This window comes from Streptomyces sp. RK9, assembly GCF_045070545.1.
GTDB classification, from domain to species: Bacteria; Actinomycetota; Actinomycetes; order Streptomycetales; family Streptomycetaceae; genus Streptomyces; species Streptomyces alboflavus.
Window position 1 is genome coordinate 22,501 of the sequence record NZ_CP173704.1, and the last position, 20,633, is coordinate 43,133.

The window sequence follows — 20,633 nt, forward strand, 5'->3', positions numbered from 1 at the left end:
AGTTCCGAGGGGGCCGCGATCGAGGACTGGACTTCGGGGTGGGTGCCGATCCACCAGCCGATCACGGCGGCCAGGGCTATGGAGAGCAGGGCTGTGGGTACCCACCAGTGGCGGGTGCGGTAGACCGCGGCGGGGAAGCCGTGCGTCAGGAAGCGGGTGGCGTCTCTCCAGGAGGCGCGGCGCGTGCCTGTCACGGCACTGCGCGCGCGTGCCACCAGCTGGGTGAGGCGGCCGGTCAGCTGCGGATCCGGGGCGCTGGACTGGATCAGCGAGAGGTGCGTGGCCGTGCGCTGGTAGAGGACGACGAGCTCGTCGACCTCGGGGCCGGTGAGTCGGCGTTGGCGCCGCAGCAGGGTGTCCAGACGGTCCCATTCGGCCCGGTGTGCGGACACGAAGACGTCGAGGTCCATCGGTTGGCTGCTCCTCGGCTTCTCGTACTGCGGCTCTCGTGGTGCGGCGCGATCGATAGTCAGCTTGGCAGACTGGCGGTTCCGGGGGCAGCGAAGGGAAGGGCGGCAGGCGTGAGTGAGCTGGTGACGGGCGAGGCGGTGGCGCTGGAACTGCGTCCCGCGAAGTTGCCGAGTCGTGCGCTGGCGGTGCTCATCGACATGGTCGTGGCGTGGTCGGCGTACTTGGCCGTGACCTTGGGGTTGCTGGCCGCGGCGGGGTCGCTCGACGACGCGGCGGTGGCGGCGATCGCGGTGGCGACGTTCGTGCTGGTGCTCGTGGGTGTGCCGATCGCCGTGGAGACCCTCAGCCACGGGCGGTCGCTCGGGAAGCTGGCGTGCGGGCTGCGGGTGGTGCGGGACGACGGCGGGCCGATCCGGTTCCGGCACGCGCTGGTGCGCGGGGCGGTCGGGGTCGTGGAGATCCTCATGACGTTCGGGGTCGTCGCGTGCATCGCCTCGCTGGTGTCGGAACGCGGGCGGCGGCTCGGGGACGTCTTCGCGGGGACGCTTGTCGTACGGGAGCGGGTGCCGGCGGGGCGTACCGAGTATGTGCCCGCACCGCCGCCATGGCTCGTGGGGCGGTTCTCGGAGCTGGATCTGTCCGCGGTGCCGGACGGGCTGTGGCTGGCCGTTCGCCAGTACCTGACGCGGATGGGGCAGTTGGATCCACAGGTCGGCTGGGCGATGGCGGAACGTCTCGCCAACGATGTGGTGGCGCGGACCGGGGCTCCCGCTCCGGAGGGCGTGCCCCCGGCGGCCTTCCTCGCCGCCGTTGTGCAGGAGCGGCAGGCGCGGGAGGCCCGGCGGGCGTTCGGGGAGCAAGGGGTGGGGGTGGCTCCTGGGTCTGGTGTGCCGGGTGCGCCCGGTACGCCTGCGGCCTTGTCGGCGCCCGCGCAGCCGCCGCAGCCCGCCGCCGGGCCCACTCCCCCTCCTCCCTCTGCTCCCCCGGCGCCCGACGAGCCCGCCCGGCCCTCGACGGGCTTCGTGCCGCCCGCGTGAACCGGCACCGGCGTCCGGCGTAGGGCCGCACCCGCCCGAGGCCGCGCCGCCGCATGCCTCGGCCTCGCCGAATGCCCGAGCCTCAGCCGAACACCGACGGCGGCGTCTCCAGGTTCTCCAGCTCGACGCCGGGGGCCGCGAGGACGACGTCGCCGGTGAGGTGGATGGTGTGCTGTTCGCCCGTGTCCAGGGCTGTGACCTGGTATTCGTCCACGGTCAGCGGGCCGTTGTCAGTGGCGTGTGCTTCGCTTTTCAGCAGGGCCCAGGACTGGTCGAGGGTGCGGGGGGCGAGGACCGGGTCCGTGAAGGCGACCAGGCGGACGCGGGTCGCGGGGGAAGCGGGGGCGAGCCGCAGCAGCCGGGCGGTGGCGACGAGGAAGGCGGGGGATGTGCCGGTGATGGCGTGAGCGGGGGCGTTGTGTTCGTCGGCGTGTGCGCCGGTGGCGTCGGTCCGGACCCAGGTGACGCCGTCCAGGGCGGCGGCGCGCACCTGCCAGCCGGAAGCGTGCAGTTCGAGTCGGATGGGGCGGCCGAGTTCGTCGATGGCCAGGTCGACGGAGCCCGCGTGGTCGCCCGAGGGGGTGGTGCGCTGGGCGACGTAGCGCCAGCCGGAAGGGCCGGGCGCGCAGTGGAAGTGTTCTTCACCAAGGGGGGTGTGATCGTGCGGATCGTGAAGCGAATATCGGCCGCGGGGCATGGTGCGTGGTCCTTGTCGGGCGTGGGGCAGATCGTCCCGGCGGGCGCCGCTACGGAGGCAGGCCCCCGCCCCGGTGGGCGAGGGCCTGCTGGAGGCGTACTGCCGGGCGGCCGCCGGATGTGACCGGGTCCCGTGTCGGGGTGTCCCGTGGCGGGGCGGTCGCGGTGGCGGCCGGGGCCGGGATCAGTAGCGGTAGTGGTCCGGCTTGTACGGGCCCTCGACCTCGACGCCGATGTACGAGGCCTGCTCGGGGCGGAGCGTCGTGAGCTTCACGCCGAGCGAGTCCAGGTGCAGGCGGGCGACCTTCTCGTCGAGGTGCTTGGGGAGCACGTAGACGTCGGTCGGGTACTCGTCGGGCTTGGTGAACAGCTCGATCTGGGCCAGGGTCTGGTCCGCGAACGAGTTGGACATCACGAAGGACGGGTGGCCGGTGGCGTTGCCCAGGTTCAGCAGGCGGCCCTCGGACAGGACGATGAGGACCTTGCCGTCGGGGTGCGTCCAGGTGTGGACCTGCGGCTTGACCTCGTCCTTGACGATGCCCGGGAGCTTCGCGAGGCCGGCCATGTCGAGCTCGTTGTCGAAGTGGCCGATGTTGCCCACGATCGCCTGGTGCTTCATCTTGGCCATGTCCGCGGCCATGATGATGTCCTTGTTGCCGGTCGTGGTGATGAAGATGTCGGCCGTCTCGACGACCTCGTCGAGCGTCGTGACCTGGTAGCCGTCCATCGCGGCCTGCAGGGCGCAGATCGGGTCGATCTCGGTGATGATCACGCGGGCGCCCTGGCCGCGCAGGGACTCGGCGCAGCCCTTGCCCACGTCGCCGTAGCCGCAGACGACCGCGGTCTTGCCGCCGATGAGGACGTCGGTGGCGCGGTTGATGCCGTCGATGAGGGAGTGGCGGCAGCCGTACTTGTTGTCGAACTTCGACTTGGTGACGGCGTCGTTGACGTTGATCGCCGGGAACAGGAGCTGCCCGTCGCGGTGCATCTCGTACAGCCGGTGGACGCCGGTCGTGGTCTCCTCCGTGACGCCGCGGATCTCCGAGGCGAGCTGGGTCCACTTCTGCGGGTTCTCGGCGAGCGTGCGGTGCAGGGTCTGCAGGATGACGCGGTGCTCGTCGGACTCGGCGGTCTCGATCGCCGGGACCTTGCCGTCCTTCTCGTACTCGACGCCCTTGTGGACGAGGAGGGTGGCGTCGCCGCCGTCGTCCAGGATCATGTTCGGGCCGCCGGTGGGCGTGTTCGGCCAGGTCAGGGCCTGCTCCGTGCACCACCAGTACTCCTCCAGGGTCTCGCCCTTCCAGGCGAAGACCGGGATGCCCTGGGGGTTGTCCGGGGTGCCGTTCGGGCCGACGGCGATGGCCGCGGCGGCGTGGTCCTGGGTCGAGAAGATGTTGCAGGACACCCAGCGGACGTCGGCGCCGAGGGCGACCAGGGTCTCGATGAGGACGGCGGTCTGCACGGTCATGTGCAGCGAGCCCATGATGCGGGCGCCGGCGAGGGGCTGGCTGGCGGCGAACTCCTTGCGGATCGCCATCAGGCCGGGCATCTCGTGCTCGGCGAGGGTGATCTCCTTGCGGCCGTAGTCGGCGAGGGAGATGTCGGCGACCTTGAAGTCGTGGCCGTTGGCGGCAGTCATTCTGAGCTGCTCCTCGTGATTGGGTCGAGGGTGGGCATGGCTGACCTGCGGCGTCGGGGCACAGAGGTGCACCGCCGCACGCAGCGCAGTCCGTCGGAGGCCCTCTCTCCCTCGGCCGGTCCAGGAGCGGACCGCCCGACCGCCATCAGCAGCGACGTCTGGCACTGTCACGAATCTACACCGATTGGCCCAGCGCGCCCCAGCCCGCCTCGTGCGGGACTGTGGCCGAATCGAGGAAGGAACAAAGGTCCTGAGACCCCGCCGAACCGGGACCTTTGCGCTTTGGAACCGGTCCGCGTCTGTTGCAGGATGCCTGGAGATCGGGAGCATGCGCGCGATCGATTTTGGCCAAGGCGTTAGGAGATCCACGTGACCAGTCCGGCCGACCCCGTGGCAGGCGGGGACCCCAGTGGGCACCCACGCCTGAAGCTGCTCGCGGTGACCGCCTGTCCGACGGGCATCGCCCACACGTACATGGCGGCGGAGAAGCTCCAGCAGGCCGCCGACAGCCAGGGCATCGAGATGAAGGTGGAGACGCAGGGCTCCATCGGGGCCGAAAATGTATTGACTGACAACGATGTCAGAGATGCCGACGGCATCATCGTCGCGGCCGACAAGGATGTGGACCTGGCGAGGTTCGCGGGCAAGCGGGTGCTGTCCGTCGGGGTCTCCGAGGGCATCAGCCACCCGGAGCGCCTGATCGAGCAGGTGCAGAGCGCGCCCGTGCACGGGGGCGGGGGCGGCGCCGGTGGGGCCGCGACGACGAGCGGCGGCGGGGGCGCGGGCGGCGGCCGGGAGCGGAGCGTCGCGTACAAGGCGCTGATGAACGGCGTCTCGTACATGATCCCGTTCGTCGTGGTCGGCGGGCTGCTGATCGCGATCTCGCTGTCGCTCGGCGGGCACACCGACCCCAAGGGGGGTCTGGTCATCCCCGACGACTCGTTCTGGATGCATGTGAACCAGATCGGGGTCATCGGGTTCACGCTGATGGTGCCGATCCTGTCGGGGTACATCGCGTACGCGATCGGGGACCGGCCGGCCCTCGTGCCGGGCATGATCGGCGGGTGGATCGCCAACACCGGTGAGCTGTACGACTCCAAGGCGGGGGCGGGGTTCATCGGGGCGATCGTGACCGGGTTCCTGGCCGGGTATCTGGTGCTGTGGATCAAGAAGGTCAAGGTCCCGAAGTTCGTCCAGCCGATCATGCCGATCATCGTGATCCCGATCCTGGCGACGAGCGCGCTCGGGCTCTTCTTCATCTACGTCATCGGCAAGCCGATCTCGTGGGTGTTCGAGCATCTGACGGACTGGCTCAGCGGGATGACCGGGACGAGCGCGATCCTGCTCGGCGCGATCCTGGGGCTGATGATCGCGTTCGACATGGGCGGGCCGGTCAACAAGACGGCGTTCCTGTTCGGTGCGGGGCTCATCGCCACCGGCAACCAGACCGTCATGGGCATGTGTGCCGCGGCGATTCCGGTGATGCCGCTCGGGCAGGGCCTCGCGACGCTGATCCGCAAGCGGCTCTACAGCGAGCAGGAGCGGGAGACCGGGCTCGCGGCCTTGTTCATGGGCTTGTTCGGGATCTCGGAGGGCGCGATTCCGTTCGCGGCGGCGCGGCCCGCGCAGGTCATTCCGGCGAACATGCTGGGCGGAGCGGTGGCCGGCGCGGTCGCCGGGCTCGCTGACGTGAAGGACGCGGTGCCGCACGGTGGGCCGATCGTGGCTGTGCTCGGGGCTGTCGGTGGTGTGCCGATGTTCTTCGTGGCTGTGGCCATCGGCACGGTGGTCACGGCGCTGACGACTGTGGCGTTGGTGGACATCAGTGAGCGGAAGCGGCGGGGGGAGCCGGTGGTCGGTGCGGGGAGTGGGGGTGCTGAGCCGGTGCTCGCGGGTGTCGGGGCCGGAGTCGGGGCCGGAGCTGCCTCTTCGGCGGCACCGCTGCGGAAGTCCCCTGCCGCGCCTGCCGCTTCGACTCCGGTGCAAGCGGCACCTGCGGATGTTCTCTCCGGGTATCTGACCGAGCAGACCGTCAAGGTTCAGCTCGACGCCGACGAGAAGGAGGCCGCGATCCGGGAGATGGCCGAGCTGCTCGCGCGGACCGGGAAGGTCGTCGACGTGGAGGAGTTGGTGCGGACCGCGCTGCGGCGGGAGGCTCAGGGCACCACCGGGCTCGGGGAGGAGATCGCCATTCCGCATGCCAAGACGGATGCGGTGACCTCGCCGGTCGTGGGGTTCGCTCGGTCCGCTGAGGGGATCGAGTGGGGGGCGCTCGACGGTACGAAGGCCAAGCTGATCTTCATGATCTCCGTGCCGGAGGCTTCGGCGGGTGATGAGCATCTGCGGATTCTGGCGATGCTCTCGCGGAAGTTGATGGACGGGGGGTTCCGGGAGCGGCTTGAGGCCGCGCCGGATGAGAGGGCTGTGCTGGAGGTGCTGCGCGAGGTGCGGTGAGGGCCGGTACGCCCGTACGCAGGCCGTACGTTGAAGGGCCCCGCACCGGACTGGTGCGGGGCCCTTGCCGTCAGTGGCCGCCCGGGGACTTCGCCGGGTTCGTGCCCGTCGCTGCCGCTTCCGCGTTGTAGATGTCCGGCTCCAAGTAGATGACCCGGGCGATGGGGACGGCGGTGCGGATGCGGGCCTCGGCGGCGTTGATCGCTTCGGAGACCTCGCGGGCCGTGTCGTCGTGCTGGACGGCGATCTTGGCGGCGACGAGGAGTTCCTCGGGGCCGAGGTGGAGCGTGCGCATGTGGATGACGCCGGTGACGGTGTCGCCGTCGACCAGGGCCTGCTCGATCTTCGCGACCTCTTCGGTGCCCGCGGCCTCGCCGAGGAGCAGCGACTTGGTCTCGGCGGCGAGGACGATCGCGATGAGGATGAGCAGGACGCCGATGCAGAGGGTGCCGATGCCGTCCCAGACGCCGTCGCCGGTGGCGAGGGCGAGGCCGACGCCGCCGAGCGCGAGCACCAGGCCGACGAGGGCGCCGAGGTCCTCCAGGAGCACGACGGGCAGCTCGGGGGCCTTGGCGCGGCGCACGAACTGGGTCCAGGTGAGCTTGCCGCGCAGGGCGTTGGACTCCTTGATGGCCGTACGGAAGGAGAAGGACTCCGCGATGATCGCGAAGACCAGGACGCCCACCGGCCAGTACCAGTGCTCGATCTCGTGCGGGTGCTTGATCTTCTCGTAGCCCTCGTAGATGGCGAACATGCCGCCGACGGAGAAGAGCACGATGGAGACCAGGAACGCGTAGATGTAGCGCTCGCGGCCGTAGCCGAAGGGGTGTTGCGGGGTCGCCTCGCGCTGGGCCTTCTTGCCGCCGAGGAGCAGCAGGCCCTGGTTGCCGGAGTCGGCGAGCGAGTGGACGCTCTCGGCGAGCATCGAGGACGAGCCACTGAAGAGGAACGCCACGAACTTCGCCACCGCGATCGCGAGATTGGCGGCGAGTGCCGCCACGATCGCCTTTGTTCCGCCTGACGCACTCATGTGTGCCCGATGTCCCTTCGCCTGCGTCACTACGCGTTGCCCACGCCCGGGCGCTGCGCGGCCCGGCCTTTGCGGTGGGTCATTGTTGCAGCACTGGAGGCGTGCGGCGGGTCAGGCGACCACAGTGGCGCGGAAAACCGTGCCGGTCCCGGACACTTCGGCCTTTTCACCGGCGGGGACGAACGCGGACTGTCCGGGCGTCAGGGCGAGGTCGCCCGCGCGGACCGTGCCCGCCGTGCAGAGCAGGACCTGCGGGGTGTCGGCGGTGAGGTCGTGGGCGGCGCCGCCCGCGGGCAGGACGAAGCGGGAGAGGCGGAACTCGTCGATCGGCGTCTCGTAGACCTCTTCGCCGTCGGCCGAGGCCTCGGGGCGCAGGACTCCGGGGTCGGTGGCCTCGAAGCGTACGACGCGCAGGAGTTCGGGTACGTCGACGTGCTTGGGGGTGAGGCCGCAGCGCAGCACGTTGTCGGAGTTGGCCATGATCTCCACGCCCAGGCCCTGGATGTAGGCGTGCGGGACGCCGGCGCCGAGGAACATGGCCTCGCCGGGCTGGAGTTGGACGTGGTTGAGGAGCATGGCGGCGATGACGCCGGGGTCGCCGGGGTAGTGGCGGGCGACGGCGGCGTACGGGGCGTAGTCGCCGCCGAGGCGTTCGGCGGCGGCCGCGGCCTCGGTGACGGTCCGCGCCATGTCGTCCGGGTCGGCGGTGAGGACGGCCGTCAGGACCTCGCGCAGCGCGGCCTCCTCGGGCTTGGCGTGCAGCAGGTCGACGTACGGCTTGAGGGAGTCGACGCCGAGGCCCGCGAGCAGGTCGGCGGCCTCGGCGGGGGCGCGGAAGCCGCAGAGCCCGTCGAAGGGCGTGAGCGCGCAGATCAGTTCGGGCTTGTGGTTGGCGTCCTTGTAGTTGCGGTGCGGGGCGTCGACGGGGACGCCGCGGCGCTCCTCGTCGGCGTACCCCTCCTTGGCCTCTTCCAGGTTCGGGTGGACCTGGAGGGAGAGGGGGGCGCCGGCGGCGAGGATCTTCAGGAGGAAGGGCAGGCGCGGGCCGAACTTGGCGACGGCGCGCGGGCCCAGCTCGCGCGCCGGGTCTTCGTCGATCACCTCGTTGAGCGGGCCGCGCTCGGTGCGCGAGGGTGCGCCGGGGTGGGCGCCCATCCACATCTCGGCCTGCGGCTCGCCGGTCGGCTCGGCGCCGGTCAGCTCCGCGATGGCGGTGGTGGAGCCCCAGGCGTAGGGGCGGATGGTGTTGGTGAGGCGGTCCACGGGGGAGGTCTCCCTTACGGATGGTGCGGGTACGCGGGTGCGGTCGCCCCGGCCGGGGCGGTCACCCGTGGTCGGCGTGCGGTCCTGGTCGGCGTGCGGTCACGTCGGACACGCGGTCGGCGCGCGGTCACGTGGGGCACCCGGCACGGTCGGCCTGCGGTCATGATCGGCCCCCGGAGGCGAGCGTCAGGTAAACGGCCGCGAAATCCGTGATGGCGATCAGCTCGGCGAGGCGTTCCAGGTCGCTGCCGTCCTCCGGTTCCAGCTCGCTGAGCGGGGTGTCGTGGCTGTGGGCGAGCTCGCGGGCGGCGGGCGCCGCGGTCAGGCCGCCGGCGTCGGACGGGCGCTCGCGGAGCATGATCACGCGGGCGCGCAGCACGGCCGGTTCCTCGGTGCGGTCGCGGAAGAAGTCGTCGCTGTCGGCGCCGCCCGCCCCGCCGCCCGCGAGCAGCGCGGCGTGCGCGGGCAGGGCCTCGGGCAGCTCGGCGGCGAGCGCGGCGTGGCCCGCGAGTTCGGCGAGGGCGGCGGCGAAGCGGCGGCCCGCCATGCCCGCGGCCTGGCCCTCGCTCCAGATCAGCGGCAGCGACTCGGACAGCTCCACGGCGAGGGTCTTCGCGGGATTGCTGTACGTCGTGATGGCCGGGCCGCAGCGCTCGGCGACGTCGTCCAGGCGGTCGGCGACCTTCTGCAGGGTGTCCACGGGGGCGGCGATCAGGCCGGTGCGGTCCAGGAGGACGAGCAGCGGGGTGAGCAGGGCCCAGAGGGTGCCGGGGGCGGCCGCGGGGGCCTCCGGCGGATCGTGGTGCGGGGCGGTCAGGGGGCCGCGGTCCTCCGGTACGCCGTGGGCCGCGCCGGGGTGGCCGAGGGTGTCGGGGCTTCCGGGGCCGGTGGGGTCCGGCTGGGCGGGGTCCGTGGGGTCCGGGCGGCCGGGGGTGGTGGGCTCCTGGCGCGTGCCGACGCGGCTTTCCGCCTCGCCGTACGTCGTCCCGTACGCCGCCACGGGTGACATCGCCATCGGGACCGTCAGGCCGTGCGAGCCGTCCACGCTCTCCGCCAGCGGGGTGCGGGACGGGGCCACCGCGACGACGGTGCAGCCGCGGCGGTAGGCCTGCTCGGCGAGGAGCGTCAGGCCGGGCTCCGTGCCGTCCGGGGTGACGATGAGCAGCAGGTCGACGGGGCCCGTCCAGCCGGGCAGGGACCAGCGCAGGGCGCCCGCGGCCGGGGCGACCCCGGTGGGCGCGAGGCGCACGACGGGGCAGCCGGTGCCCGCGAGCGCGGTGATGAGGTCGGCCACGCCGGTCGCCGCGGTGCCCGGGCCCGCGATCAGGACGGCGCGGGGGCGGCCGTCCGGCTTGAGTTCCGTGAGGCCGGACTCCGTGGCGTGCCGGAGCGCGGTCCGCACCCGGGCGCCCGCCTCGGCGGCGCCGCGCAGCAGATCGTGCAGGTCGGCCCGGGCCAGGGCCTCGGGAGCGTCAAGGAGCGAGTCGTCGAGCATGAGGGCGGCCTCCGATCGCCGTGCGACGGCGGGTGGCGGGCTGGGTGGTCGTACGGGGTGCCGGTCGCGGCTTCGTACGGTGCGCCTCTTCGATCGTTACGCGGGGCGGCGGGCCTCGTCGACCAGGAGGACGGGGATGCCGTCGCGGACCGGGTAGGCCAGGCCGCAGTCCGTGCCGTTCGCCGTGCAGACCAGTTCCGTGTCCGTCTCCTTGAGGGGGGCGTGGCAGGCCGGGCAGGCGAGGATCTCCAGGAGGCCGGCTTCGAGCGGCATGGTGCGGGTCCTTTCGAACGTGCTGGTACGTGGGTGTGTGGCCTGGTCAGGGTACCGCTGGGCAGGGGCCTTGGGCGGGGTCGAGGCGGGGCTTCGCCCCGGATGCCCCGGTGGGGCGGACGCTTGTTTCTCGGGTGCGGCCCGTGGTGCGTTCGTGCCCACCCTTCCCCAAGCTCTCGGCTTCGCTCGAGCAGGGGAGACCCCTATCGCCGGGCGGAACGCCTGCCCACAAACGCGGCTGGATGTCGACTCGCCCTGGGGCGTGTGTGACCGCGAAAGGCGAGGCAGGACGCCAGCTCGCCGCAGGGTGTGTGACCGCGAGCGCTGGGCAGGACGCCAGTCCGCACCCGCACCCGCACCCGCACCCGCACCCGCAAGCCTGCCGTGCTGTCGGCGCACCCACTTGTGCGTGGGTGCGCCGACAGCCACAGCGTGCGGCGTGAGCCCGGCTCAGGCTCGGATGATCGCCAGTGCCTCGTCCCGTACCCGGGTCATCGTCTTCTCGTCACGGGCCTCCGCGTTCAGGCGGAGGAGGGGCTCCGTGTTGGAGGCGCGGACGTTGAACCACCAGTCCGTGGACGTGACGGTCAGGCCGTCGAGTTCGTCGATGGTGACGCCGTCCTGGCCCTCGTACGCGGACCGGATGGCCGCGAGGCGTGCCTTCTGGTCGTCGACCGTGGAGTTGATCTCGCCGGAGCCCGCGTAGCGGTCGTACTGCTCGACGAGGCCGGAGAGCGGGCCGTCCTGGCCGCCGAGGGCCGCGAGGACGTGCAGGGCGGCCAGCATGCCGGTGTCGGCGTTCCAGAAGTCCTTGAAGTAGTAGTGCGCGGAGTGCTCGCCGCCGAAGATGGCGCCCGACTTGGCCATCTCCTCCTTGATGAAGGAGTGACCCACGCGCGTGCGCACGGGCGTGCCGCCGTTCTCGCGGACGACCTCCGGGACCGACCAGGAGGTGATCAGGTTGTGGATGACCGTGCCGGAGCCGCCGTGCTTGGCGAGTTCGCGTGCGGCGACCAGGGCGGTGATCGCCGACGGGGAGACGGGGCCGCCGTTCTCGTCGACGACGAAGCAGCGGTCGGCGTCGCCGTCGAAGGCGATGCCGAGGTCGGCGCCCTCCTCGCGGACGCGCGCCTGGAGGTCGACGATGTTGGCCGGGTCCAGCGGGTTGGCCTCGTGGTTGGGGAAGGTGCCGTCCAGCTCGAAGTACATCGGGACGAGTTCGAGGGGCAGGCCTTCGAAGACGGTGGGGACGGTGTGGCCGCCCATGCCGTTGCCCGCGTCGACGACGACCTTCAGGGGGCGGATGGTGGTGAGGTCCACCAGGGAGCGCAGGTGCGCCGCGTAGTCCTTGAGGGTGTCGCGGCGCGTGAGCGTGCCGGGGGTCACCGCCGGGTCGGGGGCGGGGGCGCCCTCGTCCGACCAGCGCTCGACCAGGGCGCGGATGTCGGCGAGGCCGGTGTCCTGGCCGACGGGTGCGGCGCCCGCGCGGCACATCTTGATGCCGTTGTACTGCGCCGGGTTGTGCGAGGCCGTGAACATCGCGCCGGGCAGGTTCAGCGCGCCCGAGGCGTAGTACAGCTGGTCCGTCGAGCACAGGCCGATCTCGGTGACGTCGACGCCGCGCGCCGCGGCCCCTCGCGCGAAGGCGCGGGACAGACCGGGCGACGAGGGGCGCATGTCGTGCCCGACGACGATCGCGTCCGCTCCCGTCACGCTCACGAAGGCCGCGCCGAACAACTCCGCCAGGGACTCGTCCCACTGGTCCGGGACCACCCCGCGCACGTCGTACGCCTTCACGAGCTGGGACAGATCAGCAGTCACGGCAACCCTCTCTGCAAGGTTCAGGGAGCTCGGCAAGCCCTCGTCGGTGGCAACAAACTACCCGCACCGCCGAGTCGGAAGCCGCGTCAGGGCAGCATCCACCCGAGGACCGCGGTGCTCTGCCCGACCACGATGAGGCACATCACCAGGAGCAGCCCGATGCTCCAGGGCAGCACCTTGCGCAGCAGGTCGCCCTCCTTGCCCGCGAGCCCGACGGCCGCGCAGGCGATCGTCAGGTTCTGCGGGGAGATCATCTTGCCGAGGACGCCGCCCGAGCTGTTCGCGGCGGCGAGGAGTTCGGGCGAGAGGCCCGACTGCTCGGCGGCCGTCACCTGGAGCGAGCCGAACAGCGCGTTGGCGGAGGTGTCGGATCCGGACACGGCGACGCCGAACCAGCCGAGCACCGGCGAGAGGAAGGCGAGGCCCGCGCCCGCGTCGGCCACGAAGTGCCCGATGGTGGCGGCCTGTCCGGACAGGTTCATGACGTACGCGAGCCCGAGCACGCTCGTCACGGTGAGGATCGCGAACCGCAGTTCGTGCACGGTCGCCAGCCACTCGCGCGCCGCCACGCGCGCGGGGACGCGAAGGACGGCCGCCGTGCCGACGCCCGCGAGGAGCACGAGCGTGCCACCGGTGGAAACGACCGGCAGCGAGAAGACGTTCCCGCCGACGGGGTCGCCCGCCGGGTCGCCGACGTTCAGGAAGGGCCAGTCGAAGGTGCGGGTCGCCTCGGCGAGGAAGTCCTTCACGGGCGGGATCTGGGCGACGGAGAAGATCGCGACGATGAGGGCGTACGGGGCGTAGGCGCGCAGCACGTCGGGGCGCGGGTCGTCGTGGTCCAGGTCGGTGCTGCGGGCGCCGGTCAGGACGGCGGCGCGGACGGGCTCGGCGGCCGGCTTGCGGGCGCCGGGGACGGCGACGAGGGCGCCCGCGCCCGCCAAGGCGGCACCGATGTCGGCCAGTTGCGCGGAGACGTAGTTGGAGGCCGCGAACTGGGCGGCGGCGAAGGCGAATCCGCAGGCCGCGGCGGGCATCCAGGTCTCGCGCAGACCCCGGCGGCCGTCCACGAGGGCGACCAGGAGCAGCGGTACGACGAGGGCGAGCAGCGGGGTCTGGCGGCCGACGACGGTGGCGACGGTGTCCAGCGGGATGCCGGTGACCTGGGCGAGCGTCACGACGGGGGTGCCCATGGCGCCGAAGGCCACTGGCGCGGTGTTGGCGACGAGGGCGACGACGGCGGCGCGCACCGGGTCGAAGCCGAGCGCGACCAGCATCACCGAGCAGATCGCGACGGGCGCGCCGAAGCCCGCGAGCGCTTCCAGAAGCGCGCCGAAGCAGAAGGCGACCACGAGCGCCTGGATGCGCGGGTCGTCGGAGAGTCGTCCGAAGGAGCGGCGCAGGATGTCGAAGTGCCGGGTGCGGACGGTCATCCGGTACACCCACAGGGCGTTGACGACGATCCACAGGATGGGGAAGAGCCCGAAGACGGCTCCCTGGGCGGCGCTGGACGCGGTCTGGCCGAGCGGCATGCCGTAGGCGAGCCAGGCGACGGCTGCGGCGACCGCGAGGCCGATGAGTCCCGCGCGGTGGGCCTTCATGCGGACAGCGCCGAGCAGGACGAGGACGGTGAGCAGGGGCAGGGTCGCGACGAGGGCGGACAGGCCGAGCGAGTCGGCCACGGGCTCCAGTTCCTGGACGTACACCACGCCTCCCGGTTCCGCGATGCGGAATGCGATCTCTCGCAACTGGGGGGAATGGTCGTGTCCGCGCCAACGTCACGTCAATGGGGCGTGCGGGGCGGGTTGTTCAAGGGTGAATAACGCCCGTCTACGGAGAACAGCCTTCCACGGAGAGGCGCTTCAGGACTCCGGCGAGCGCAGCACCCGCAGGTGCCCCCGGCGTCCGACCTCCATCGGGTCGGCCGAGCGCGCCCCGCCCCCACCGGCTCCCGCGGCCCGCTCCTGCGGCCGCGCCGCCTCCCGCACGGCGTTGGCGAGCGCTTCCAGGTCGTCGCCGCTGGGCCGGGCCGGTCCTGAGCCGTCGGCGAGGCGGACGACCTCCCAGCCGCGCGGCGCGGTGAGGCGCTCGGAGTGCTCGGCGCACAGGTCGTAGCAGTGGGGTTCGGCGTACGTGGCGAGGGGGCCGAGGACCGCGGTCGAGTCGGCGTAGACGTACGTCAGCGTCGCGACGGCGGGACGGCCGCAAGCGGTGCGCGAACAGCGACGTACAGGGCTCACGACGTTGGACGGTACCGCACTCTTGAGCGGGCCGCGACGACTCTCCATGAGGTCACTCCCCCGTGTCGTGCTGTGATCCCGCGCACAGGGCTCCCCGCGGGCGCGCCGTTGACCTGCAAAGACGCAAGGGACCAGAGGGGCCTGCGGTGTTGAACGCGGTCACCACTCGGTACAAATGCGGCCAATCGTCGCGAGATCGACGGTCCCGGAGAGATACGCAATCGAGCCCAAGCTTGGCTGGAATGGTCAGGAAGCGACATGCCGTGCTCCGTGCGGAAAGGGCGATCTCGAGGACTACGCTTCCCCAGTGATGGACGACCCCGTACAACCCCGCTCCAGTGAGCCGAGGCCCCGCCGACGCGACCGTCACGGCAGGGGCATGCGCGGCCCCGTGGCGCCTCCCCAGGTGCCGCTCTCCGCCAGCCGCGCGGAGGCGTTCACGGACCTCGTGCAGGACTCCGTGGAGCGCCTCGAGCGGCGCTGGCCGCAGCTCACCGAGATCGACTTCCTGGTGCTCGACGTACCGCCGACCATCGGCGGTGACGCCGGTGACGAGGAGTGGGCTGCCGGGACGGTGCCGCTCGGCGGGACGATCTCGGCCTCCGAAGGACGGCCCGCGCGGGTCGTCATCTACCGGCGGCCGGTCGAGATCCGCACCAAGGGCCGCGACGAGCGGGCCGCGCTGGTCCACGAGGTCGTCGTGGAGCAGGTGGCGGAGCTGCTCGGCCTCTCGCCGGAGTCCGTGGACCCGCGCTACGGCGAGGAGTAGACCGGGGCCCGCGAGGAGCCCCGAGCCCCGGCCGCGCCGCCCCGGCCCCGGGCCGCGCACCCCCGGCCCCCCGCCCTCACTTCTGCAGCACTTCGAGGTCCTGCTCGGCCTTCGGGACGGCCACCATCCCCCGGTCGTCCGGCACTGTCTGGATCGTGAACATGGGGATGCCGTTCTCCGGGAGCTCCAGCATCCGGGCGGCGTGCACGGGGCCGCCGGACCCGGTCTCCAGGGTGAGGGCGTAGGACCCCTTGAGGCCGGACGGGACCGGCGGGTCGACCGCGAGGGTCGTACCGCCCTTGACCGTGTACGTCTTCGAGACGGGCTCCCCCGCCTCCGAGCCCGCCGACGCCGTCACCTTCACGCGGCCCGTCTCCCCGGGGGCCACCAGGGAGAGCGTGGAGCCCTTGGCGCGGTTGTCGGCGACCGTGGCGCGGGCGCCGACGGCGCTCGTCGCCGGGATGAACGCCGTCTCCTGCTTGTCGCCCTTGCCGCGGGTGACGCGCAGACCCGCGACCACCGGCACCGCGTCCTCGGTGGGCGTCAGGAGCAGCGAACCGGCCTCCCCCCTGGTGACGTCGCCCAGGTCGACGGCGGCCGTCATGCCGGACTTCACGTGCAGCGTCTCGTGCCCCGCCGGGGTGATCGCGCCCGTCGGCGAGGCCAGGCGCACCTTCAGGTCCGCGTCGTCGGAGCCGGGCGCGAAGGCGACCAGGCGCACCGACGTGGCGTCCTTGGGGATGCCGGGCATGACCAGGCTGGGGGCGGGGTCGGTGGAGGCGGGCAGCCAGTCGCCGCCGAGCTTGTCGTCCGAGGAGTGCACGGCCGCGGCCACGCGCCCGCTGCGCGCGGCGACGTGCATCGTGATGTTCGTGTACGGCTTGCCGGTGAGCGTGGACAGCAGCACGGGGACGCTGGAGTGCGGCTGGATCTGGATGGACTGGCCGACGTCGGCCTTGATGCTCCCGTCGCGGCCGTACAGCTCGACGTCCACGACGGCCGCCGAGTCGTCCGGGTTGGTCAGGTGGATGTAGTCGCTGCGGCCCTTGGCGGTGCTGGCGCCCGGGAACCAGAACTCGGTGTCGGGGGCGACGCAGTTGGCGCCCTGGACGCCGCGACCCGAGCCCGCGCTGACCGTGGTGGTCTGCTGGACGGTCCAGCCCGGCGCGAGGGCGCCGTCGGCGCTGCCCACCAGCGCGGGCGCCTCGGCGCCCGACTCCTCGCCCGTCACGGGCTTGCCCGGGGACTTCTGGGTCAGGAACGGCTTGAGGCCCTTCGTGCGTTTCTTGGCGGTGTCCGTCAGGACCTTGGGGGCCGGCAGGAGTTCGGCCTTGCCGCCGCTCCCCGCGCCCTCGGAGGAGGGCGTGAAGGCGGTGTAGCTCGTCTCCGCGAGGTCGGACGTGCTGGGCTCGGGGCACAGCAGGCTGGTGCGCTCCACGGGCAGCCGCTTCGCGGTCTTCGCCGCGTCGTCGCCGCCGTCGGGGGCGTTGACCGAGGCGAAGCCGGTGACGGCGGCCAGGGCGGCGGTCGCGGCGATCAGGGACACGGTGGTGCGGTTCACTGCTGGCTCCCGTCGGGACGCTCACTGTCGGGGCCGCGCGGGGGCCGCGGCGGCATCGGCGGGGACTGCGGGGGCAGCGGCGGGAGCTGCCGGCCGTAGCCGGGGTCCGCGGGATCGGCGGGGTCGGCCGGCCCGGGGACGCTCCCGGTGCCGCCCGCCGGGTCGTACGTCTGTCCGTAGCCCGGCTGATCGCCTCCGTAGGACCCGCCGTAGGCGTACGGGTCGTACTGGCCGCCGGGCGCGGCGCCGGGGCCCGCCTGGTAGGGATCGGCCTGGTACGGCTGCTCGTAGGAGCCGTACCGCCCGCCCTGGTAGGCCTGTTCGCCGCCGTACGCGCCGTGGTCGGCGCCCGCGGGGGCGGGGGTCTGCCACCCGTCGTACCCGGAAGCCTGCTCCGGGGTGTGCTGGGGCGGGACGCCGCCCAGGCCCTCCTGCCCCGGAGCCCCGGCGCCAGCGCCACCAGTGCCGTCGGTGCCGTCAGGGCCGTCGGGGGCGCCCTCGCCCTGGGCCCGCAGCCTGCGCGCCCTGCGGCCCTCGCCCGTGACCGCCTGGGCGGGAAGCACGGGCTCCTCGGGCAGGTCGTCGTCGACGTCCCTGCGCCGCCCGGGCAGCGCGAGGACCACCAGGACCACGGCGAGCGCGCCCTGCGCCCACAGCCAGCCCGTGTGTCCCGCCGTCGGCTCGTACGTGACGTCGAGGCGGCCGGCGGTCGGGGGCAGCTCGAAGCCCTGCGCCCAGCCGTCGACCGTCGTCCGGGTCAGCGCGCGGCCGTCCAGGGTGGCCGTCCAGCCCGGGTCGGCCGAGTCGGCGAGGCGCAGGACGCGGCCCTCCTTGCCCGCGGGGATGCGGGTGTGCAGCTCGACGGGGCCCGCGGCCACCGGCTCCGGGTCGCCGGTCCTCGGCACGATGGCGGCGCGGGCGACCTGCCGGTCCACGCGCCACAGGGCGCTGCCGTCCTCCTGGCTGAGCCGGGTCAGGCCGGGGGTGGTGTCGAGGGTGCGGCTCAGCTGGCGGGGGGCGCCGTCGCGGACGAGGACGTACCGCACGGCGTAGCCGCCGAGCTGGTCGGCCTGGTCGGCGCCGGAGCCCGCGAGGAGGCGGCCGACGATCCGGTCGAGGCGCTCGTGGGTGCCGTCGGCCGCGGCGAGTTCGGCGTCGCCCAGGCGGGCGCCGGAGCCGCGGACGAGGGTGTACGACACCTCGGCGGCCGTGGAGCTGTCCAGGACGAGGGTGCGGGCCTGGTCCTGGGTGCCGCTCTCCTCGGCGACGAACGCGGGCACCTGCACCGGGTCGCGCCGCTCCAGGGGGCCGTCGGCGCCGCCGATCATCCACCCGGCGGCGGCGAGCAGCGGGCCCGCGGCCGCGGCGAAGGCGATGAGCGCGGCCACCGGCTGCCGCCAGCCGAAGCTCTGCTCGGCGACCCGCGCGCGGGCCCCGTCGGCGCCGAGCGCGGCGGCGGCGAGCAGCGCGATGCCGTACGCGAGCGTGGCCGGGCCCGCCCACGCCGAGCCGTTCGACAGGGCCGCGAAGACCAGCGCCACCAGGGCGACGGCCCAGGCCGTGCGGATCGCCGCCTGCCGCTGGCCGCGCAGCAGGGCGCCGAGCGCGGCGAGGACGACGCCGATGAGCAGCAGCCCGCTGACGGTGCCGGGCCCGCCGGGGCTGGCGCCGAGCAGGTCGAGCGCCGACGCGGCCCCCGTGCCGTACTCGAGCCCGGCCTCCTTGAAGAAGCCGAACGGCAGCAGCGAGAGCGACCAGGGCGCGAGCACGAGCAGGGGTGTGCCGAGCGCGGCGAGGAACCGGGGGCCGTACGCGGCGAGGTCACGGCGGCGCACCGCGAGCAGCGCGAGGCCGAGGACGAGCGCGATGGGCCACACGATCGGCGTGAAGGCGGTCGTGACAGTGAGCAGGAGCGCGTACGCCCAGGTGGCGCGCCAGCTGCCGCGGGCGCCGTCGGTCGCGGCGAGGCCGCCGGCCGAGACGGCCGCGCGGGCGATGAGCGGCAGCAGGATCGCGAGGACGGCGGTGCCGATGCGCCCGCCCGCGAGCGCGCCCGTGGCGGCGGGCAGGAAGGCGTACGCGACGGACGCCCACGCGCGCAGGAGGCGGGACTGGACCAGCGGCCGGGACGCGAAGTACGCCGTGAAGCCCGCGAGGGGCACGGAGCCGACCAGGAGCACCGTGACGGCGAGGCCGCTGGAGCCGAGCAGGAGGGTGGAGAGGAGGCCGAGGAACGCCAGGTAGGGCGGCGCGGTCTCGGTGCCGCCGACGCCCACCGGATGCCAGCCGTCCAGGAACCGCGACCACAGCCCGGAGGCGTCGGCGGGCGCGGGGAGCAGCGCTCCGCCCGCGAGCGCGCCGCCGCCGAGCAGGGCACGGCAGGCGATGAGCGAGACGAAGAGCAGCACCACGAAGAGCACGGGCCCGGGCTTGCGGGCGACGCGCTTGACCCTGGCGAACTGCTCGATCTCCAGGAAGTCGGCGTCGTCGCCGCCGGGTCCCGACTCGACGGCGCCGTGCCGTCCGGCGGCGGAGACCTCGGGGTCGGAGCGGCCGACCAGGTTGCTCGCGACCTGCTCGACGGTGGCGCGGACCGTGGCGCCGGGCGGCGGGAACAGCGGCCGGGTCTCGCTCGCCTCGACGACCGGCTTGCCGCGCTTCCTGCGTCCGGCGAGGATCCGCTCGGGCCGCAGCAGGGTGCCGAAGAGCCCGGCGACCTCGTCGAGCGCCTGCCCGGGGGCCTTGCCGAGCAGGTAGGCGAGGGTGCGCAGGACCGTGCCGACGACGAGCCGCACGACGACCCAGGGCAGCACCGCCGTGCGGGAGTTCACGAGGAGGGTGTACGCCGCGCCGGCCTTGTCCACGCGGTGCGGCGAGGTGGCCGTGCGGCCCACGCAGTCGACGGTGCGGCGCTCGCGCGAGGAGGCCTCGGCGTGCCGCACGACGGCGTCGGGGGCGACCAGGACGCGCAGTCCCGCGGTGTGCGCGCGCCAGCACAGGTCGACGTCGTCGCGCATCAGGGGCAGGCGCCGGTCGAAGCCGCCGAGCTGCTCGAAGACCTCGCGCCGGATGAGCATCCCGGCGGTGGACACGGCGAGGACGGGCCGCACGTGGTCGTGCTGGCCCTGGTCCTGCTCGCGCCGGTCGAGGCCGGTCCAGCGGCGGCCGGAGTGGGCGATGGAGACGCCGACCTCGAGCAGCTGCCTGCGGTCGTACCAGCCGCGGAGCTTGGGGCCGACGATCGCGATGTCCTGGGTGTCCTGGCCGAGCTCGCGTTCGTTCTCGACGGCGCGCAGCATCTCGGCGAGGGCGCCGGGCTCGGGCGCGCAGTCGTCGTGCAGGAGCCACAGCCACTGCTCGGGCTCGCCGTGCGGCAGCTCCGGCATGTCGTACGTCTCGTCGCGCCAGCTGCGGCTCACCGGGTCCCAGCCGCTGGGGCGCTTGAGGTACGGCAGGTCCTCGGGGGTGAGCACGGGTGCCGTGCGGACCGCCTCGTCGACGGCGGTGCCGAAGCCGGAGCGGCGGGCCAGGTGCAGCACGCGGTCGGGGCCGAGGGCCTCGGTGAGCAGGCGCGCGGAGTCGTCGGCGCTGCCGGTGTCGGCCGCGATCGCGTTCTGCACGGGGCGGTCCTGGCCGAGGAGTCCGGCGACGGCGTCGGGCAGCCAGCGGGCGCCGTCGTGGGAGACGAGCACGGCGGTGACGACATGCCGCGGGAACTCGGGTGGGCTTGCCGGGTCGAAGCCGGCCGCGCGGGACGGGTCGAACCCGGCGGCAGCGCCTTCGTGGGCTGCCGGGTGGCTGTGCACGGACATCGAGGTACGGGCCCCGGTTCGCTGGACTGCGGTGGACGCCCGCGCCCCGTGGGGGCGCTGCGGCGTCTCGGACGGGGCCCCACACTAACGGCTGGCACCACAACAGCCCGCCGCCTGTGGATAACCCTTGGGCGA

The 20,633-nt window shown here is 73.2% G+C and carries 15 protein-coding genes (1 of these 15 running past the window's edge); 3 read left to right on the forward strand and 12 right to left on the reverse strand.

Features of this window, described 5'->3' with window-relative positions:
* A protein-coding gene (locus AB6L24_RS20255) for a stage II sporulation protein M (protein WP_405657270.1) crosses the window boundary here: on the reverse strand, nt 1–410 show its 5' end (the start). It extends 598 nt beyond the left edge of the window; only the first 410 of its 1,008 coding nucleotides appear in the window; the start codon lies at nt 408–410; its stop codon lies off the left edge, out of view.
* A 111-nt stretch (nt 411–521) separates the two neighbouring features.
* Here AB6L24_RS20255 and AB6L24_RS20260 point away from each other — a divergent pair, with 111 nt between their 5' ends.
* A complete protein-coding gene (locus AB6L24_RS20260; RefSeq protein ID WP_405657271.1) occupies nt 522–1,448 on the forward strand; it encodes an RDD family protein in 927 nt (308 codons plus the stop codon).
* Nucleotides 1,449–1,530: 82 nt separating this feature from the next.
* Here AB6L24_RS20260 and AB6L24_RS20265 read toward each other — a convergent pair whose 3' ends face one another.
* On the reverse strand, nt 1,531–2,145 hold the full coding sequence (locus AB6L24_RS20265; RefSeq protein WP_405657272.1) for a hypothetical protein: 615 nt from the start codon (nt 2,143–2,145) through the stop codon (nt 1,531–1,533).
* 183 nt (nt 2,146–2,328) lie between these two features.
* A complete protein-coding gene (ahcY, locus tag AB6L24_RS20270) occupies nt 2,329–3,783 on the reverse strand; it encodes an adenosylhomocysteinase (RefSeq protein ID WP_380845133.1) in 1,455 nt (484 codons plus the stop codon).
* Nucleotides 3,784–4,152: 369 nt separating this feature from the next.
* Here ahcY and AB6L24_RS20275 point away from each other — a divergent pair, with 369 nt between their 5' ends.
* Entirely contained in the window at nt 4,153–6,237 is a 2,085-nt protein-coding gene (locus AB6L24_RS20275) for a fructose-specific PTS transporter subunit EIIC (RefSeq protein WP_405657274.1), read from the forward strand.
* A 70-nt stretch (nt 6,238–6,307) separates the two neighbouring features.
* Here AB6L24_RS20275 and AB6L24_RS20280 read toward each other — a convergent pair whose 3' ends face one another.
* From AB6L24_RS20280 to AB6L24_RS20310, 7 genes are all read right to left on the reverse strand, one after another.
* Complete coding sequence (locus AB6L24_RS20280; RefSeq protein WP_405657275.1) at nt 6,308–7,267, reverse strand: cation diffusion facilitator family transporter; 960 nt, start codon at nt 7,265–7,267, stop codon at nt 6,308–6,310.
* A 111-nt stretch (nt 7,268–7,378) separates the two neighbouring features.
* Nucleotides 7,379–8,530, reverse strand: a complete 1,152-nt coding sequence (manA, locus tag AB6L24_RS20285; RefSeq protein WP_405657276.1) for a mannose-6-phosphate isomerase, class I — start codon at nt 8,528–8,530, stop codon at nt 7,379–7,381.
* 160 nt (nt 8,531–8,690) lie between these two features.
* Nucleotides 8,691–10,025 (reverse strand): SIS domain-containing protein, encoded by a 1,335-nt coding sequence (locus AB6L24_RS20290; protein WP_405657277.1) that lies wholly within the window; start codon nt 10,023–10,025, stop codon nt 8,691–8,693.
* A gap of 96 nt (nt 10,026–10,121) precedes the next feature.
* On the reverse strand, nt 10,122–10,298 hold the full coding sequence (locus AB6L24_RS20295; protein WP_078619623.1) for a Trm112 family protein: 177 nt from the start codon (nt 10,296–10,298) through the stop codon (nt 10,122–10,124).
* A 450-nt stretch (nt 10,299–10,748) separates the two neighbouring features.
* Complete coding sequence (locus tag AB6L24_RS20300; RefSeq protein ID WP_405657278.1) at nt 10,749–12,119, reverse strand: phosphomannomutase/phosphoglucomutase; 1,371 nt, start codon at nt 12,117–12,119, stop codon at nt 10,749–10,751.
* An 86-nt stretch (nt 12,120–12,205) separates the two neighbouring features.
* The gene (locus AB6L24_RS20305; RefSeq protein WP_405663170.1) at nt 12,206–13,822 is read right to left on the reverse strand and encodes an L-lactate permease; all 1,617 of its coding nucleotides are present in this window, start codon (nt 13,820–13,822) and stop codon (nt 12,206–12,208) included.
* A gap of 156 nt (nt 13,823–13,978) precedes the next feature.
* Complete coding sequence (locus tag AB6L24_RS20310) at nt 13,979–14,404, reverse strand: DUF3499 domain-containing protein (RefSeq protein WP_030363268.1); 426 nt, start codon at nt 14,402–14,404, stop codon at nt 13,979–13,981.
* 262 nt (nt 14,405–14,666) lie between these two features.
* Between AB6L24_RS20310 and AB6L24_RS20315 the strand changes: the two genes are divergently transcribed.
* Nucleotides 14,667–15,125: a metallopeptidase family protein gene (locus AB6L24_RS20315; RefSeq protein WP_405657279.1), complete on the forward strand. Its 459-nt coding sequence runs from the start codon at nt 14,667–14,669 to the stop codon at nt 15,123–15,125.
* A 76-nt stretch (nt 15,126–15,201) separates the two neighbouring features.
* Here the strand turns inward: AB6L24_RS20315 and AB6L24_RS20320 are convergent, their stop codons facing one another.
* A complete protein-coding gene (locus AB6L24_RS20320; protein ID WP_405657281.1) occupies nt 15,202–16,686 on the reverse strand; it encodes a DUF5719 family protein in 1,485 nt (494 codons plus the stop codon).
* Nucleotides 16,683–20,498, reverse strand: a complete 3,816-nt coding sequence (locus AB6L24_RS20325) for a glycosyltransferase (protein WP_405657283.1) — start codon at nt 20,496–20,498, stop codon at nt 16,683–16,685. The genes AB6L24_RS20320 and AB6L24_RS20325 overlap by 4 nt, the downstream gene beginning before the upstream one ends.
* Nucleotides 20,499–20,633 lie beyond the last annotated feature (135 nt).